Source organism: Pseudomonas sp. S2_E02 (genome assembly GCF_054668355.1).
The window spans coordinates 2,890,418-2,904,591 of sequence record NZ_CP162761.1; the positions used below are offsets into that span (position 1 = coordinate 2,890,418).

Genomic DNA, 14,174 nt, shown 5'->3' on the forward strand with positions numbered 1-14,174 from the left:
GCTCGCGAAGGGGCCGGCCGCCACAACGCAGGGCTATAGTGACTACACGTCCCATGCCCTGCCGAGTGCACCATGACCACTGAAAAACCCGCATTGCCTGAAACAGCTCCCGTCGACCACCTGCGCTTCCACCGCCCCCACGCCCACCTCAACACCACCTTCGGCAACGACAGGTTTGCGCTGCGCGCCGAGGCGTTCGCGCGGTTCTTCGGCACGCCGCTGTTTCTCGGTGCGCAAACCGTGATCGTCGCGGTGTGGATCGGCCTCAACGTGTCGGGCGTGACGCAATTCGACGTTTACCCGTTCATCCTGCTCAACCTCGCGTTCAGCCTCCAGGCCGCCTATGCCGCGCCGCTGATTCTGCTGGCACAAACCCGTCAGGCCGCGCGCGACAAGGCACAAGCCGATGCCGATGCGCTACACCGTGAAGCGTTGGCACAGGCCAATACCGAGCGTCAGGCCCAAGCGGCGAAGAACACCGCGCAACTGCTTGAGTTGCTGGAGCAGAACACCCGCCTCACCGAGATGACCAAAAACCTCACCGAACGCATCGCCAGTCTGACCAGCGAACTGCACGATCATATGCGCCAGAACCCGCAGCGCTGATCACGGCAAACGCAGTACCCGCCCGAGTTCATCGAACAACGTCACCACCGAGCGCAAGGCTCGGCAATCCGGGCGCGTCAGCAACCACAACGCGGTGTCGTAACCGTGCAGCGGCTCGCTCAACGCCTGCACACTCTCGGTGATGAGGAAGTCCGGTAATGCCGCCACACCGAGGCCTGCGCGAACCAGCTCCGTGACTGACAACATGCTGTTGCAGCGATAGCCCGGGGTGACACCGGGTAGATGCTGACGACGCCAGGCGACAGTCGGATGATCGGGCAAAAAGTCATCCGGGGCGATCCAGGTCAACGCCGTCAGATCCGAAGCATCGACATTTTGCAGATAACGCGAACTGGCGCAGACGCGGTAGGAAATCGTCGCCAGTTGCCGTCCGACCAGATGCTCGGGCGGTGTCCGCGTCAGGCGCAGAGCAATGTCGGCATCACGGCGACTGAGGTTGGCGAAGTCGTTGGAGGTGCTCAGTTCGATGGTCAACGCCGGATAATTGGGCATGAACTGCGCCAGCGCCGGCAGCAGCAAACCCTGCAAAACCGAATCGGTGCAGGTCAGACGCACCGTGCCGCTGACCACTTCGCCGCCCTGCTCCACGCCGATACGTGCGGCTTCCAATGCCTGTTCGGCGCGTTCAGCTTGCTCGGCCAGCGTCTGCGCGAGGTTCGTCGGCAGGTAACCGGCACGGCTTTTTTCGAACAATTGCTGGCCGAGTGCGGCTTCGAGACGGCGCACGGCGCGGAATACCGTCGACACATCGACCTTCAACAGCTGCGAGGCGCGGGCCAGGGAGCCGCCACGCACCAAGGCCAGAATCAGGGCGAGGTCGGGGTAGTCGAGCTGATAGTGCGTGGCTGCATTGATCACTTGGGCAAACGCCAATGTTGAGTGCGTGAACGCCAATCTATAGTGAGTGCCATCAATCAACAAGCGCAGGGAACCCCCATGGAAAACAGCGCCATCCGTATCGCCCTGATTGGCGATTACGACCCGCAAGTCACCGCCCACCAAGCCATTCCCGTCGCCCTCGGTCTGGTCGCTGAGCACCTCAATCGCAACGTGCAATTCGAATGGCTGGCCACCGAGCAGATCCACGCCGATACGCCGCTCGAGCGGTTCGACGGCTTCTGGTGCGTACCGGCCAGCCCCTACAAAAGTGAAGACGGCGCACTGCGAGCGATCCGTTTTGCCCGCGAACAGCAGCGCCCTTTCCTCGGCACCTGCGGCGGTTTTCAGCATGCGGTGCTGGAGTTTTCCCGCAACGTGTTGGGCTGGGTGGATGCGGAACATGGTGAAACATCACCCGACTCAGAACGCGCGGTACTCACGCCGTTGACCTGTTCGCTGGTCGAAGCGGTGGACAGTATTCACTTGGTGCCCGGCTCGTTGATCGCCAAGGCGTACGAAACGTCGCAGGTTCATGAAGGTTATCGCTGCCGCTTCGGTGTGAATCCGCTGTTCGAACAGGAATTGTTGAATGATCGGCTACAAGCCGTGGGTCATGATTCGGCGGGGGATTTACGCGCGATTGAACTCAACGATCACCGATTTTTTGTCGCAACGTTGTTTCAACCGGAGCGTGCCGCGCTAAAAGGGTTGATGCCGCCGCTGGTGCGCGCGTTTGTTGAAGCTTGCATGGAGCCGCGTTGATGGCTTCCTGCTTTGCGGTGATTTTTACCTCGACCCGCACCGAGGGTGACAACGGCTATGCCGAGGCGGCTGAACGCATGGAATTGTTAGTGCGTGAACAGCCGGGATTTCTCGGGGTGGAGTCGGTTCGCGGCGTGGATGGCGTCGGGATTACGGTGTCGTATTGGCAGAGCGAAGCGGCGATTCTGGCGTGGCGGCAGAACCCGGAGCATCGGCTGATTCAGGAGCGCGGGCGTTTGCAGTGGTATTCGGCGTTTCATACGCGGGTGTGCCGGGTTGAGCGTGAGTATCGGTTCGGGCAATAAAATGGCGGCGCATTGTCGACCGCTTTCGCGAGCAGGCTCGCTCCCACAGGGGATTTGTGATCGACGCAGATCCAATGTGGGAGCGAGCCTGCTCGCGAAGAGGCCCTCACCTTCACAGCAAAACTTCAGCCCCGCACCAGACTCCGCACCGCCTCAATCTCCGGCACCTCAACCCTGCTCATATACACCCGCAACGGCTCGGTAATGTTGATCCGCTCGTCGATGTTCTGATCCAGCAATAGCTGAATCAACTCGCGCTTAAGGGTCATGGTCTGCGCCGTCGCCGGCGCCCAGACGAATTCATTCACAGGAATAATGCCGTCATCCGCCACGTCCATGCCGAACGAATCTTCGCTGAAACGCACGATGTACTGGCCGGTCTTGCGGTTGAGGCCGACAAAACCCTTGAGATCGTCGGCAGCCTGGCAGATGAGTTGGGAGGTGATGCGCATGGTAAACCTCACGAAAAATGATCGATGGTTTACACGCAGGGCAACGGAGCGGCGCGCCCTCTGCCGGGACGTCTGCCGAGGGCAAGCGTACTGCAAACCGCGCCACAAAAGTGCAGGAAAAATCGCTTTTAATACGTTTATGTCGGTCCTGCGATAGCACGCGATCGATTCAGTTGTTAAAAGGTACGTCTTTGAAAATGCCCTGCGAAAGGAACTCGAACATGCCCGCCACTTTCACCAAAAGCGCTCTGGTCCTGAGCCTGCTGCTCGGTCTTGGTCAGGCACACGCTGCCAGCCAAACCGACCCGAAAGCGATCGCTGCCGCCAACGGCATCCCGCACCCGGCCGTGATTGCTCACCGTGGCGCGTCCTTCGATGCACCGGAATCCACCGCCGCGTCCTACAAACTGGCCCGCGACCTCGGCGCCGATTACCTGGAAATGGACCTGCAGCGCAGCAAGGACGGCGTGCTGTTCGCCCTGCACGACAACAATCTGCAACGTACAACCGACGTCGCGACCAAGTTCCCGGATCGCAAGGACAGCCCGGCCAACGCCTTCACCATGGCCGAACTGAAAAGCCTCGACGCCGGCAGCTGGTACAACAAGGCCTACCCCGACCGCGCGCGCCCGACTTATGCCGGGCTGAAAATTCTCACCCTCGATGAAATCATCGACATTGCCCAGGCCAATCCGCAACACAAGCCGGGCCTGTACATCGAGACCAAAGAGCCGCAGCTGTTTCCCGGGATCGAGAAAGACCTCAAGGAAAAACTCCAGGATCGCGGCTGGCTGAGCCCGGCCGGTTCGAAGCTGGCGAAAAGCGCGCTGGGTGTGGGTCAGGGTAAAGGCAAGGTGATCCTGCAGACGTTCGAGAAGAACAGCCTTGCCCTGCTGGAAAAAGAAATGCCGCAAGTGCCGAAGATCCTCCTGCTGTGGGTCGGCGAAGGCAGCATCGAGCCGAAATCGAAAGTGACCTTTGCCGAGTCCGGCGAGAAAGACAAAAACGTTTTCTACGGCAAACAAGAGCCGAAGTCCGAAGCCGAATTCAAGCAATGGGTGGACTACGCCAAGTCGCAAGGTGCCATCGGTACCGGCCCGTCGGCGAAGCTGACCAAGGGCGGCGACCAGAGTTATTCGGATCTGGTGCTACCGTGGATGAACCAATACACCCACGATCAGGGCATGCTGGTGCACGTCTACACCGTTGATGAGCCGGTGGACTTCGAGAAAGTCATGGCGGCCGGTGTCGACGGCATCTTCACCAACCGCGCTAGCGAATTGTTGAAGTTCTACAAACGCCCGGCGGCTGGCACGGTTGATCAGGTGTTGAAGAACAACGGTTTCTGATCTGAAATCCAGGCGCCTTCATCACGGGCAAGCCACGCTCTCACAGGTTCTGTGCAGGTGCATGGCTTGCCCGTTTTGTTTGGGTGCAGGGTTTTAAGGGTGAGTTAAGTTGCGCTGGTTAACCTGAGGCCACTTAAACGAGTCACCCAAGGAATGAACCGATGAAAACTTTGACTGCCCTGTTTACCGCCGCTGCCCTGACCCTCACTGCTGGCGTGGCCCTGGCTGATGTCCGCGTCGACCAGATCCCGCAACTGGTCAAGGAAGGCAAGATCAAGTCGCTGGAATCGATGAATGCCGATGCGCTGAAACTGTATCCGGGTGCAACTATTACTGACACTGACCTGGATAACCACTTCAACGGTTATGAGTATGAAGTTGAATTGAAAACTGCTGATGGCAAAGAGTTCGATGTGGACTTTGATGCGACCACTGGCAAGGTGTTGAGCAACAAGCAAGACACTTGATACCGCGTATAAAGCAAGCCGCACGATTGAGAGATCGTGCGGCTTTTTTGTGTCTGGTGTTTGGCCTGGTTGATGTGTTGTCAGTGAGATTTTCTCCCCCTCACCCCAGCCCTCCCGAAACGTCGGACCGCCCCCAAGGGGGCGAGGGGGAAAGGGAGCCGATCGGGGGGTTATTCAAGACCTGAGTTCGACTCGATGTTTCAGGTCGGCGTAACGCAAATAATCACCCCGGTCAGTCCCCTCTCCCTCTGGGAGAGGGCTAGGGTAAGGGGAAAGGGAGCCGATCGGGGGCTATTCAAGGCCTGAGTGCGCCTCGAAATCTCAGGTCGGCGTAGCTCGCATAATCACCACGGTCAGTCCCCTCTCCCTCCGGGAGAGGGCTAGGGTGAGGGGAAAAGGCATCACACCGAGGTGCTGACCAACGACCCCGAAGTGCTCGAGTCGGAGTCCTGCAACGCCTGCAACAATGAAGCTGTGGCGGTGGACAGGGAGGCCGAGGTGGCGGTGATCTGCGCTTGTGCGGCAGCTACTTCGGCGGTTTTGGCATCCGAACTTTCCTGCTTCGCCTGGGCCGCTTGCAGCGCTTGCTGTTCCTCCTGCAATTGCTTCTGCAACTCGGCAATCTGCTTGCGCAGTTCCTTCACCGAATCCGATTCTTCACTGCTGCTGGAGCTGCTGTCACCCGCCGGAGCGGCCCCACCACCGGCGGCGACTTTACCGCTATCGGCTGTCGCGCCCGTGCTGGCGGTTGCTGAGGTAGACGTGTCGTCACCAACGTCGCTAATCGACGTTTTGCTGGTGGGTGTGCTGAGAGTCTGATTGATCGAAACAGACGTGATGCTGACCATGGAAATACTCCAATGCCGGTTATAGATAACCGGTCATCGACCACGGCCGCCTCAATTTGAGATCGACTGTGTACCGACTCGGTATCCGAACCGGTACACGGTCGTTTGCGTCAGGCACTCAGACGCGCGGTGACTTCGCTCAGCTCCCCCGACAGACTGTGCAGGTTCTGACTCGCGCTTTCGGTGCGCTGCACGTTGTCGAGGTTGGTGCTGGCGATCGAGGTGATCTCGGTGAGGTTGCGCGAGATGTCCTCGGCCACCGAGGTCTGCTCTTCGGCGGCGGTAGCAATCTGACGGTTCATGTCGCGGATCGCCTCCACCGCGTGGGTGATGCGCTCCAGCATCGCGCCGGCCTGGGTCACCTGCTCGACGCTTTCATCACTGCGCGTCTGGCCGCTGTCGATGGCTTGCGCCGCGTCCACCGCGCCGGTCTGCACGCTCTGGATGATCTGGTTGATCTCGATGATTGACTCGGCGGTGCGTTGTGCGAGGTTGCGTACTTCATCGGCGACCACGGCAAAACCACGCCCGGCCTCACCGGCGCGCGCCGCTTCAATGGCCGCGTTCAATGCCAGCAGGTTGGTCTGTTCGGCGATGCCGCGAATCACTTCCAGCACTTTGCCGATGCGGCCGCTGTCGGCTTCCAGACGACGGATCACCGTGGCGGTATTGGCGATTTCGCCGCGCATCTGGGTGATCGAGTGGATGGTGCTCTGCATGACCTTTTCACCCTGCTGGGCGGACTGGTCGGCATCGTCGGCCGCACGCGCAGCATCAGCGGCGTGACGCGCCACTTCCTGGGCGGTGGCGGACATTTCGTTCATCGCCGTGGCCACTTGATCGGTGCGATTGAATTGTTCGTTGGTGCCGCCGGCCATGGTCGTGGCGATCGCATTCAACTCGCCACTGGCGCTATCCAGATCGCTGGCGCTGCGTTGCAAACGGGTGAAGGTTTCGGCGAGGAAATCGCGCAAGGTGTTGGCGGCGGCGGCGAGGTTGCCCAGCTCATCCTGGCGGTCGCTGACCACGCGCTCGGCGAGTTTGCCGCGACTCAACTGGGTCACGTAATCGATCAGTTTGCGAATCGGTTCGACCAGGTTGCGGTTGACCAGCCACAGGCTCAACAAGCCGATCAGCAGACCCGACGCGAGCATCACCAGCAGCCCCAGCCACACGGTGCGATCAGCCTCGGCACTGATCAGCGCCGACTGCGCGGTGCCTTGCTTGCGCAACTCGGCGACCAGCTCGCTCATCTGATCGCTGGCGGCGCGGTCGACGCCTTTGACCGCCGCATCACCAGCCGTCGGATCACCACCGGCAGCCACGTAGGCATCGCGGCCCTTCTGGTAGGCAGCGCCGAGCAGACGATGTTCTTCACGCAGACGTTCGATGCGGTTTTTCAGGCTCGGCTCGATGCCTTTCTGGCTGGCCAGTTCACCGAGAATGTTCTGCACATCGCGCTGACGATCCTCGAACTGGCCCCAATATTTAGCCAGATCCGCCGGTTGCTTACCGCGCAGCAGAACGTTTTTCCATTCCTGCACCTGCACCTTGAATTGCAGGTTGGCCTCGTCGATCAATTGCGAAGTGTGCAAGGGACCGGCGATCAACTGGCTGTAACTCTGCACGCCGTTGGACAGAAAGTGAAAACAGGCCAGGGCGATCAACAGCATCGCCAGCAGGCTGCCGCTCAGCAGGCCGAGAATTTGCGCTCTCAGGGATTTTTGCAGCATCGAAAGATACTCAGGACAAGGATGAGGCACGCCCGATAAGGCGTGAAATTTTGCCGGACATCCCTGTCGGCACGCCTTGGCTCATGGCCAAGCGCGCGCAACGTAACCCAAGCGTGATCGGCGCACCAGAGCGTTTCTTGAAGAAATTCCGACCACCGGTAAGCTGCTGATTTGACGTCATTTTGCTGTCACACAAACGTCATCTGACATTGCGATGATGCGGCTCAGTGAACCTGCCATTTGCGCGACCGACGCACCCTCCTCGCAGCGAGCCTTCATGAACCACAGCCTCGATATCAGCCATCGCGATCCCGATCTGTTTGGCCTGCTCTACGGCTTTCGTTTCCTGCCCGGCGAACGTGGCCGCGAAGTCGACTCGGCGACAGCGTTGCGCTGTTTGCAGGACGATAACGACACGGGCGAATTCCTTTGGCTGCACCTCAATCTGGCGCACGCGGCGTGCGAGCGCTGGATGAAAAGTCATCTGCAATTGCCCGAGGAGTTTTTCGAAGCGTTGCACGAAGGTTCGCGGTCGACGCGCATCGAGCATGTCGACTCGGCGTTGCTGGCGGTGGTCAACGATGTGGTGTTCAACCTCAGCAGCATGGTCTCCTCGGACGTGTCGACGCTGTGGGTCTGTGTGCGCAGCAAACTGATCGTCAGTGCGCGTCTGCAACCGCTGCACTCGGTGGATAAATTGCGCTCGTCGGTGAAGGCCGGCGAGCGTTTTCGTTCGCCCTCGGAATTGCTCGTGCATCTGCTGCGCGATCAGGGCGAAGTACTCACGCAGATCGTGCGCAAGACCAGCATGAGCGTCGATCAGGTCGAGGACGAATTGCTCTCCTCGCGGCTGTCGACCAACCGTGCCGAACTCGGTGCCAATCGCCGTGTGCTGGTGCGGCTGCAACGGCTGCTGGCGCTGGAGCCGGGTTCGCTGTTGCGTCTGCTCAACCGGCCGCCGTCCTGGTTGCAAAAGGAGGACGTCAAGGAGCTGCGCAAATCCACCGAGGAGTTTGCGCTGATTATCAACGACCTCACAGCGCTGGGTGAGCGGATCAAACTGTTGCAGGAAGAGATCGCCGCCAACCTCAACGAACAGAGCAACCGCACGCTTTTCACCCTGACCGTGGTGACGGTACTGGCGCTGCCGATCAACATAATTGCCGGTTTTTTCGGAATGAATGTGGGCGGGGTGCCGTTGTCGCAAGATCCGGAAGGGTTCTGGATTCTGGTTGCACTGGTGGCGACGTTTACCGTGATTGCCGGGCGTTGGGCGTTTCGTAAAAGAGGCGATTACTGACCACAAAACGCATTGCCACCGCAGGCCCAATGTGGGAGCGAGCTTGCTCGCGAAGACGGAGTGTCAGGCTCCATCATTGTCGGATGACACACCGCTTTCGCGAGCAAGCTCGCTCCCACAGGGATCTTCTTCAGTCTTCGGATCAGCGGTGGAGCTAAAACCCCAAACACTGACATGGCGCAGTCTCTCTGTAACATTCTGCAACGATCATGGGCGACATTCCTTCCCTCGCTCAGGATTGTCCGCTCATGGCTACTCCCTCCCTGACCGCCAGCCCCGCCTCCGCCGCCAGCGGCAGGCCTGCCCTCGACAAGAAAACCGGCCCGTTCACCTACGTGATCTTTTTCGCGGTGCTGGCGATGGGGATGCTGTTCACCGCCTACAGCCTGATGCACGACATGCACGAACTCGGCACGGTAGTCACCACGTGGACGCCGTTCCTGCTGCTCGGCGTGGCGCTGCTGATTGCCTTGGGTTTCGAGTTCGTCAACGGTTTCCACGACACCGCCAACGCCGTCGCGACGGTGATTTACACCCACTCGCTGCCGCCGAATGTGGCAGTGGTCTGGTCGGGGTTCTTCAACTTTCTCGGCGTGTTGCTTTCGAGCGGCGCGGTGGCGTTCGGCATCATCGCGTTGCTGCCGGTGGAGTTGATTCTGCAGGTCGGTTCGTCTGCCGGTTTCTCGATGATTTTCGCCCTGCTGATCGCGGCGATCCTGTGGAACCTCGGCACCTGGTGGCTCGGTTTGCCGGCATCGTCTTCGCACACGCTGATCGGTTCGATCATCGGCGTCGGCGTGGCCAATGCCTTGATGCACGGCCGCGACGGCACAAGCGGTGTCGATTGGGCGCAGGCGACCAAGATCGGTTACGCCTTGCTCCTGTCGCCACTGGTGGGGTTCGGCTGCGCGGCGCTGTTGCTGCTGGCGCTGCGTGCATTCGTGAAGAATCGCGCGCTGTACAAGGCCCCTAAAGGCAACACCCCGCCGCCGTGGTGGATTCGCGGTTTGCTGATTCTGACCTGCACCGGCGTGTCCTTCGCCCACGGCTCCAATGACGGCCAGAAAGGCATGGGCCTGATCATGCTGATTCTGGTCGGCACATTGCCGATGGCCTACGCCTTGAACCGCACCATGCCCGAAGAACAATCGCTGCAGTTTGCCGCCGTGGCGCAAGTCACCCAGCAAGCGCTGGTGAAAAGTGCCCCGCTGCCGACGCCGGCCGATCCGCGTGCGGTGCTCTCCGATTACGTGCGCAGCAAGGACGCCACGCCGCAACTGATCCCCGCCCTCGCCGCCCTCACTGGGCACATCGGTGAAGAAGTCAAAGGCTACGGCTCGCTGGCGAAAGTCCCGGCCGAAGCCATGGGCAACGTGCGTAACGACATGTACCTGGCCAGCGAAAGCATTCGCCTGATGGACAAGAACAAGGTCGGCAATTTCGATGCTGACACCAGCAGCAAACTGCAACTGTTCAAACAGAAGATCGACAACGCCACACGGTTTATTCCGCTGTGGGTGAAGATCGCCGTGGCCATCGCGCTCGGGTTGGGCACCATGGTCGGCTGGAAGCGGATTGTGGTGACGGTCGGCGAGAAGATCGGCAAGACCCACCTGACGTATGCGCAGGGTGCGTCGGCGGAAACCGTGGCCATGCTCACCATCGGTGCGGCGGACATGTTTGGTTTGCCGGTGTCGACGACCCATGTGTTGTCTTCGGGGGTGGCCGGGACCATGGTTGCCAACGGTGGCGGGTTGCAGATGAAGACCATCCGCAATCTGTTGATGGCGTGGGTGCTGACACTCCCCGCCGCCATTCTGCTGTCGGGCAGCCTCTACTGGCTGTTCACCCAGATCTTCTAATTCGCACAATTCTCCTTGTGGGAGCGAGCTTGCTCGCGAAAGCGGTGGATCAGTCAACTCTGAATTGACTGACACGCCGTCTTCGCGAGCAAGCTCGCTCCCACATTGGTTTTGTATTCAGGTTCAGAGCGCGGAGCGAATCAGATCGCCCAGCCAATCCATAAACACTCGCACCCGCAACGGCAAATGCCGTTGCCGCGCATACAACAATGAAATCCCCATCGCCGGCGCGGTGAATTGCGGCAGCACGGTGACCAGTTCGCCGTTTTCCAGATGCGGTTGCATGCCGGTGCGCGGCACCTGCGTCAGACCAAAACCGCCCAGGCACGCCGACTCGTAAGCGTCAGTGCTGTTGACCGTAATGCTGCCAGCCATCGGCAAGCGTTTAACCTGCCCGCCCTCCTCGTACACAAAACCTTCCGAACGCGAACCGAGCACGCCGACGTAATGCACCAGTCGATGCTGCGCCAGATCCTCAAGGGTTTGCGGCACACCGTAGCGCTCAAGGTAGGCGGGGCTGGCGCAGTTGACCATGGGGAAGTCACCGAGATGTCGCGCGACCACCGATTGATCCGGCTGCGCGCCAATCCTCACCACGCAATCGAAGCCTTCGCTAAGCAAGTCCACGCGGCGATCGGTGCTGCTGATTTCCAGCTCCAGGTTCGGATGACGCTCCATGAATCGCGGCAGGCGCGGCATGATCAGACGCCGCGCGAGAATGTTCGGCATGTCGACCCGAATGCGCCCGGTCAGCGACGCCTCGTCCTGGCGGAACAAGCCCTCGATCTCGTCCATGTGCGAGAGCAGATCCTTGCTGCGCTCGTACAACACCAAGCCGTCCTGCGTCGCCTGCACCTTGCGTGTGGTGCGTTGCAGCAGACGCGTGCCAAGCAGGGTTTCCAGCGCTTGCACATGTTCGGACACGGTCGAGCGCGGCAAGCCAAGGCTCTCGCCCGCGAGGGTAAAACTCGACAGTTCGCTGACCCGGACGAAGGTGCGCAGCAGTTCCAGTTTGTTCATAAGGCACCCATGGATTGTTCGGCTGAGCCGATCAGTGATTCCGTTTTCAACCTGTTTATCACCCCTTGGCGGACAAATAAACTGAGTCCATCACCACTCACCGCAATCGAGGAAGCCTCCATGAATCGCAAAATCGCATTGATCACCGGCGCCAGTCGCGGCTTGGGCAAAAACGCCGCCCTGCACCTCGCCGCTCAGGGCATCGACATCGTCGGCACCTACAACAGCCGCGCGGATGAAGCCCAGGCGCTGGTAACCGAACTGCAGGCACTCGGCGCGAAAGCCGTGATGCTGCAACTGGACGTCGGCCGCAGCGAAAGCTTTGCCGATTTCGGTACACGTGTTGAGCAGGCGTTGCAGCAGACGTTTGACCGTCAGCGTTTTGATTTCCTGATCAACAATGCCGGGATCGGCGTGCATGCGCTGTTTGCCGAGACGACCCCGGAGCAGTTTGATTTGCTGATGAACATTCAGTTGAAAGGGCCGTTTTTTCTGACTCAGCAATTGCTGCCGTTGATTAACGACGGCGGGCGCATCATCAATATTTCCAGCGGCCTGACCCGTTTCAGTCTGCCGGGTTACGGCGCCTATGCGGCGATGAAAGGCGCGATGGAAGTGCTGACCCGTTATCAGGCCAAAGAGCTGGGGGCCCGGCAGATCGGCGTGAACATTCTCGCCCCGGGCGCCATCGAAACTGACTTCGGCGGTGGCGCCGTAAGAGACAACTCGGCGCTGAATGCAATGGTCGCCAGCAACACCGCGCTGGGCCGTGCCGGGCAGCCGGATGACATTGGCGGGGCATTGGCGTTGTTGCTGTCGCCGGGTGCGCAGTGGATCAATGGTCAGCGGGTCGAGGCATCTGGCGGCATGTTCCTCTAACCAACGCTGAAATACTTTCCCTGGTAGGAGCTGCCGAAGGCTGCGATCTTTTGATGTTGCCCTTAAAAATCAACAGCAAAAGATCGCAGCCTTCGGCAGCTCCTACACGGGGGTGGTGTTAGCCTTGGCAAGCGTTACGGGTCATGAAGCGCTCACGTACCACGTCATAGCCCCAGTGATAAACGTAGGTGTACGGCAGGAAAAACAGCAACACGCCGATGTCGAGCAAAAACGCCTGCCACAGGCTGACCGACAGCCACCAGGCAATCAGCGGCACGCCCATCACGATCAAGCCGCCTTCGAACAGCAGCGCGTGCACCACACGTATCCAAGCGTTGTGCGCGACGTTCATGCGTTCCAGCATCCGGTCGAAGAAACGGTTGAACACCACGTTCCAGCCCAGCGCCAGCAACGCGATCAACACGGTCACCGCGCCCATTTCAAGCATCGGTTTTTGCATGATCCACGCCAGCAACGGGGTGCAGATCAGGATGGCCAGCAGTTCGAAACCAACGGCCTGGAAAATACGTTCAGTGATCGATTTGTGGGCAGTCATGGCCTGACTCCTTGAGTGAAGAGGGTTGCCATGATCTATCTTGATACCGATACTTCATAACCAATAACCATCGACCAAGGCGATAGTTGATGATCTCGCAGGAAGTGCTGTTGGCGTTTGTCCAGGCGGCGACCCAAGGCTCGTTTTCGGCAGCGGCGCGCAAACTGGGGCGCAGTCAGTCGACCATCAGCGCGGCGGTGGCCAGCCTTGAGATCGATCTGGATCTGGTGCTGTTCGATCGCAGCAGCCGCAAACCAACCCTGACGCCGGCCGGGCATGTGATGCTGCAACGCGCCGAGGCGATTCTGGCGGCCAGCAGTCGTCTGGAAATGACTGCGCGGCAATTGTCCCAAGGCGTCGAGCCGAAGCTGACCGTGGCGATTTCCGACACTTATCAGTCGTACCGTTTTGAAGCGGCGCTGGTCGGGTTTGAGCAGCGTTATCCGGATCTGGAGCTGGAATGCCTGATCGCCGAATGCGATGACCTGATCGAACTGGTGCAGCGCGGTCGTGCGCATCTGGCCTTCGCCGAGATGCAAGAGAACTACCCACCGGACCTGGCAACGTCGACGGTGGCCGAGCGCACGGAAATCGCCTTGTTCGTCAATCGCGATCACGCGCTGGCCAAGCTTGATCACGTTGATCAACACGTCCTGGAACAGCACCGTGAATTGCGCCTGGCGACCATCGTCAATCCTTACGACAGTCGCGGCAAAGGTCGGGTGTGGTCGGCGCCGAGTTATCTGATGTTGCTGGAAATGGCCGAGAAAGGTTTTGGCTGGGCGCCGTTGCCGCGTTGGCTGGCGCAGCGTTTTGGCAATGATTTGTTGGTGGAGTTGAAAGTGCGTGGGTGGCCTAAGCCGGTGTTTGTTGATGCGTTGTGGTCGCGGCTGTATCCGCCGGGGCCGGCGGGGAGCTGGTTGTTGAGCAAGATGCTGGAATAGCGGCGCGCCTAATCGCTAGCCGGCATGAAGCCAAAAGCCCCTCACCCCAGCCCTCTCCCGGAGGGAGAGGGGGCCGACCGAGGTGTCTTGCGTCATACATCGACCTGAGAGATCGAGTCGATTATGGATTCATTGGATATGAGCTCAAAAGCCCCTCACCCCAGCCCTCTCCCGGGGGGAGAGGGGGCCGA

Annotated in this window: 15 protein-coding genes and 1 pseudogene; 9 read left to right on the plus strand and 7 right to left on the minus strand. The window is 59.9% G+C overall.

Annotation, left to right across the window (positions count from 1 at the left end; all coding sequences use genetic code 11):
- Window positions 1-72 precede the first annotated feature (72 nt).
- A complete protein-coding gene (locus AB4O01_RS12935; protein WP_093430421.1) occupies window positions 73-606 on the plus strand; it encodes a DUF1003 domain-containing protein in 534 nt (177 codons plus the stop codon).
- Here AB4O01_RS12935 and AB4O01_RS12940 read toward each other — a convergent pair whose 3' ends face one another.
- Window positions 607-1,548: a LysR family transcriptional regulator gene (locus AB4O01_RS12940; RefSeq protein WP_186625076.1), complete on the minus strand. Its 942-nt coding sequence runs from the start codon at window positions 1,546-1,548 to the stop codon at window positions 607-609.
- A gap of 15 nt (window positions 1,549-1,563) precedes the next feature.
- On the opposite strand from AB4O01_RS12940, the gene AB4O01_RS12945 reads away from it, so the two are divergent.
- Together AB4O01_RS12945 and AB4O01_RS12950 are read left to right on the plus strand one after the other, a co-directional pair.
- Complete coding sequence (locus AB4O01_RS12945) at window positions 1,564-2,268, plus strand: CTP synthase C-terminal region-related (seleno)protein (protein WP_460091969.1); 705 nt, start codon at window positions 1,564-1,566, stop codon at window positions 2,266-2,268.
- Window positions 2,268-2,573: an antibiotic biosynthesis monooxygenase family protein gene (locus AB4O01_RS12950; RefSeq protein WP_186625080.1), complete on the plus strand. Its 306-nt coding sequence runs from the start codon at window positions 2,268-2,270 to the stop codon at window positions 2,571-2,573. Before AB4O01_RS12945 ends, AB4O01_RS12950 begins: the two co-directional genes overlap by 1 nt.
- Window positions 2,574-2,698: 125 nt before the next feature.
- Here the strand turns inward: AB4O01_RS12950 and AB4O01_RS12955 are convergent, their stop codons facing one another.
- Window positions 2,699-3,025 (minus strand): DUF2025 family protein, encoded by a 327-nt coding sequence (locus AB4O01_RS12955; protein ID WP_460091971.1) that lies wholly within the window; start codon window positions 3,023-3,025, stop codon window positions 2,699-2,701.
- A gap of 221 nt (window positions 3,026-3,246) precedes the next feature.
- On the opposite strand from AB4O01_RS12955, the gene AB4O01_RS12960 reads away from it, so the two are divergent.
- Window positions 3,247-4,374 carry a glycerophosphodiester phosphodiesterase gene (locus AB4O01_RS12960; protein ID WP_460091973.1) on the plus strand — a complete coding sequence of 376 codons (1,128 nt, stop codon included), beginning with the start codon at window positions 3,247-3,249 and terminating at the stop codon, window positions 4,372-4,374.
- Window positions 4,375-4,535: 161 nt separating this feature from the next.
- Window positions 4,536-4,841 (plus strand): PepSY domain-containing protein, encoded by a 306-nt coding sequence (locus tag AB4O01_RS12965; protein WP_093430427.1) that lies wholly within the window; start codon window positions 4,536-4,538, stop codon window positions 4,839-4,841.
- A gap of 401 nt (window positions 4,842-5,242) precedes the next feature.
- Here AB4O01_RS12965 and AB4O01_RS12970 read toward each other — a convergent pair whose 3' ends face one another.
- From AB4O01_RS12970 to AB4O01_RS12980, 3 genes and pseudogenes are all read right to left on the minus strand, one after another.
- Window positions 5,243-5,689 carry a hypothetical protein gene (locus AB4O01_RS12970; protein ID WP_460091975.1) on the minus strand — a complete coding sequence of 149 codons (447 nt, stop codon included), beginning with the start codon at window positions 5,687-5,689 and terminating at the stop codon, window positions 5,243-5,245.
- A 110-nt stretch (window positions 5,690-5,799) separates the two neighbouring features.
- On the minus strand, window positions 5,800-6,567 hold the full coding sequence (locus AB4O01_RS12975; protein ID WP_460092262.1) for a methyl-accepting chemotaxis protein: 768 nt from the start codon (window positions 6,565-6,567) through the stop codon (window positions 5,800-5,802).
- A gap of 165 nt (window positions 6,568-6,732) precedes the next feature.
- A pseudogene (locus AB4O01_RS12980) lies at window positions 6,733-7,422 on the minus strand (methyl-accepting chemotaxis protein); the annotation flags it as partial.
- Between the two features lie 277 nt (window positions 7,423-7,699).
- On the opposite strand from AB4O01_RS12980, the gene AB4O01_RS12985 reads away from it, so the two are divergent.
- Window positions 7,700-8,722 carry a transporter gene (locus tag AB4O01_RS12985; protein WP_093430430.1) on the plus strand — a complete coding sequence of 341 codons (1,023 nt, stop codon included), beginning with the start codon at window positions 7,700-7,702 and terminating at the stop codon, window positions 8,720-8,722.
- 248 nt (window positions 8,723-8,970) lie between these two features.
- Complete coding sequence (locus tag AB4O01_RS12990) at window positions 8,971-10,584, plus strand: inorganic phosphate transporter (protein ID WP_460091977.1); 1,614 nt, start codon at window positions 8,971-8,973, stop codon at window positions 10,582-10,584.
- A gap of 123 nt (window positions 10,585-10,707) precedes the next feature.
- On the opposite strand, the gene AB4O01_RS12995 is transcribed toward AB4O01_RS12990, so the two are convergent.
- Complete coding sequence (locus tag AB4O01_RS12995) at window positions 10,708-11,604, minus strand: LysR family transcriptional regulator (RefSeq protein ID WP_460091979.1); 897 nt, start codon at window positions 11,602-11,604, stop codon at window positions 10,708-10,710.
- A gap of 120 nt (window positions 11,605-11,724) precedes the next feature.
- Between AB4O01_RS12995 and AB4O01_RS13000 the strand changes: the two genes are divergently transcribed.
- Window positions 11,725-12,483 carry an SDR family NAD(P)-dependent oxidoreductase gene (locus AB4O01_RS13000; RefSeq protein WP_093430433.1) on the plus strand — a complete coding sequence of 253 codons (759 nt, stop codon included), beginning with the start codon at window positions 11,725-11,727 and terminating at the stop codon, window positions 12,481-12,483.
- Window positions 12,484-12,601: 118 nt separating this feature from the next.
- Here AB4O01_RS13000 and AB4O01_RS13005 read toward each other — a convergent pair whose 3' ends face one another.
- Complete coding sequence (locus tag AB4O01_RS13005; protein ID WP_093430434.1) at window positions 12,602-13,039, minus strand: multidrug/biocide efflux PACE transporter; 438 nt, start codon at window positions 13,037-13,039, stop codon at window positions 12,602-12,604.
- An 89-nt stretch (window positions 13,040-13,128) separates the two neighbouring features.
- Between AB4O01_RS13005 and AB4O01_RS13010 the strand changes: the two genes are divergently transcribed.
- Window positions 13,129-13,983 (plus strand): LysR family transcriptional regulator, encoded by an 855-nt coding sequence (locus AB4O01_RS13010; protein WP_093430435.1) that lies wholly within the window; start codon window positions 13,129-13,131, stop codon window positions 13,981-13,983.
- Window positions 13,984-14,174 lie beyond the last annotated feature (191 nt).

Coding starts and splice junctions, on each gene's coding strand:
- AB4O01_RS12935 (WP_093430421.1), top strand. CDS start 73: ATGACCACTGAAAAACCCGCATTGCCTGAAACAGCTCCCGTCGACCAC.
- AB4O01_RS12945 (WP_460091969.1), top strand. CDS start 1,564: ATGGAAAACAGCGCCATCCGTATCGCCCTGATTGGCGATTACGACCCG.
- AB4O01_RS12950 (WP_186625080.1), top strand. CDS start 2,268: ATGGCTTCCTGCTTTGCGGTGATTTTTACCTCGACCCGCACCGAGGGT.
- AB4O01_RS12955 (WP_460091971.1), bottom strand. CDS start 3,025: ATGCGCATCACCTCCCAACTCATCTGCCAGGCTGCCGACGATCTCAAG.
- AB4O01_RS12960 (WP_460091973.1), top strand. CDS start 3,247: ATGCCCGCCACTTTCACCAAAAGCGCTCTGGTCCTGAGCCTGCTGCTC.
- AB4O01_RS12965 (WP_093430427.1), top strand. CDS start 4,536: ATGAAAACTTTGACTGCCCTGTTTACCGCCGCTGCCCTGACCCTCACT.
- AB4O01_RS12970 (WP_460091975.1), bottom strand. CDS start 5,689: ATGGTCAGCATCACGTCTGTTTCGATCAATCAGACTCTCAGCACACCC.
- AB4O01_RS12975 (WP_460092262.1), bottom strand. CDS start 6,567: ATGGCCGGCGGCACCAACGAACAATTCAATCGCACCGATCAAGTGGCC.
- AB4O01_RS12985 (WP_093430430.1), top strand. CDS start 7,700: ATGAACCACAGCCTCGATATCAGCCATCGCGATCCCGATCTGTTTGGC.
- AB4O01_RS12990 (WP_460091977.1), top strand. CDS start 8,971: ATGGCTACTCCCTCCCTGACCGCCAGCCCCGCCTCCGCCGCCAGCGGC.
- AB4O01_RS12995 (WP_460091979.1), bottom strand. CDS start 11,604: ATGAACAAACTGGAACTGCTGCGCACCTTCGTCCGGGTCAGCGAACTG.
- AB4O01_RS13000 (WP_093430433.1), top strand. CDS start 11,725: ATGAATCGCAAAATCGCATTGATCACCGGCGCCAGTCGCGGCTTGGGC.
- AB4O01_RS13005 (WP_093430434.1), bottom strand. CDS start 13,039: ATGACTGCCCACAAATCGATCACTGAACGTATTTTCCAGGCCGTTGGT.
- AB4O01_RS13010 (WP_093430435.1), top strand. CDS start 13,129: ATGATCTCGCAGGAAGTGCTGTTGGCGTTTGTCCAGGCGGCGACCCAA.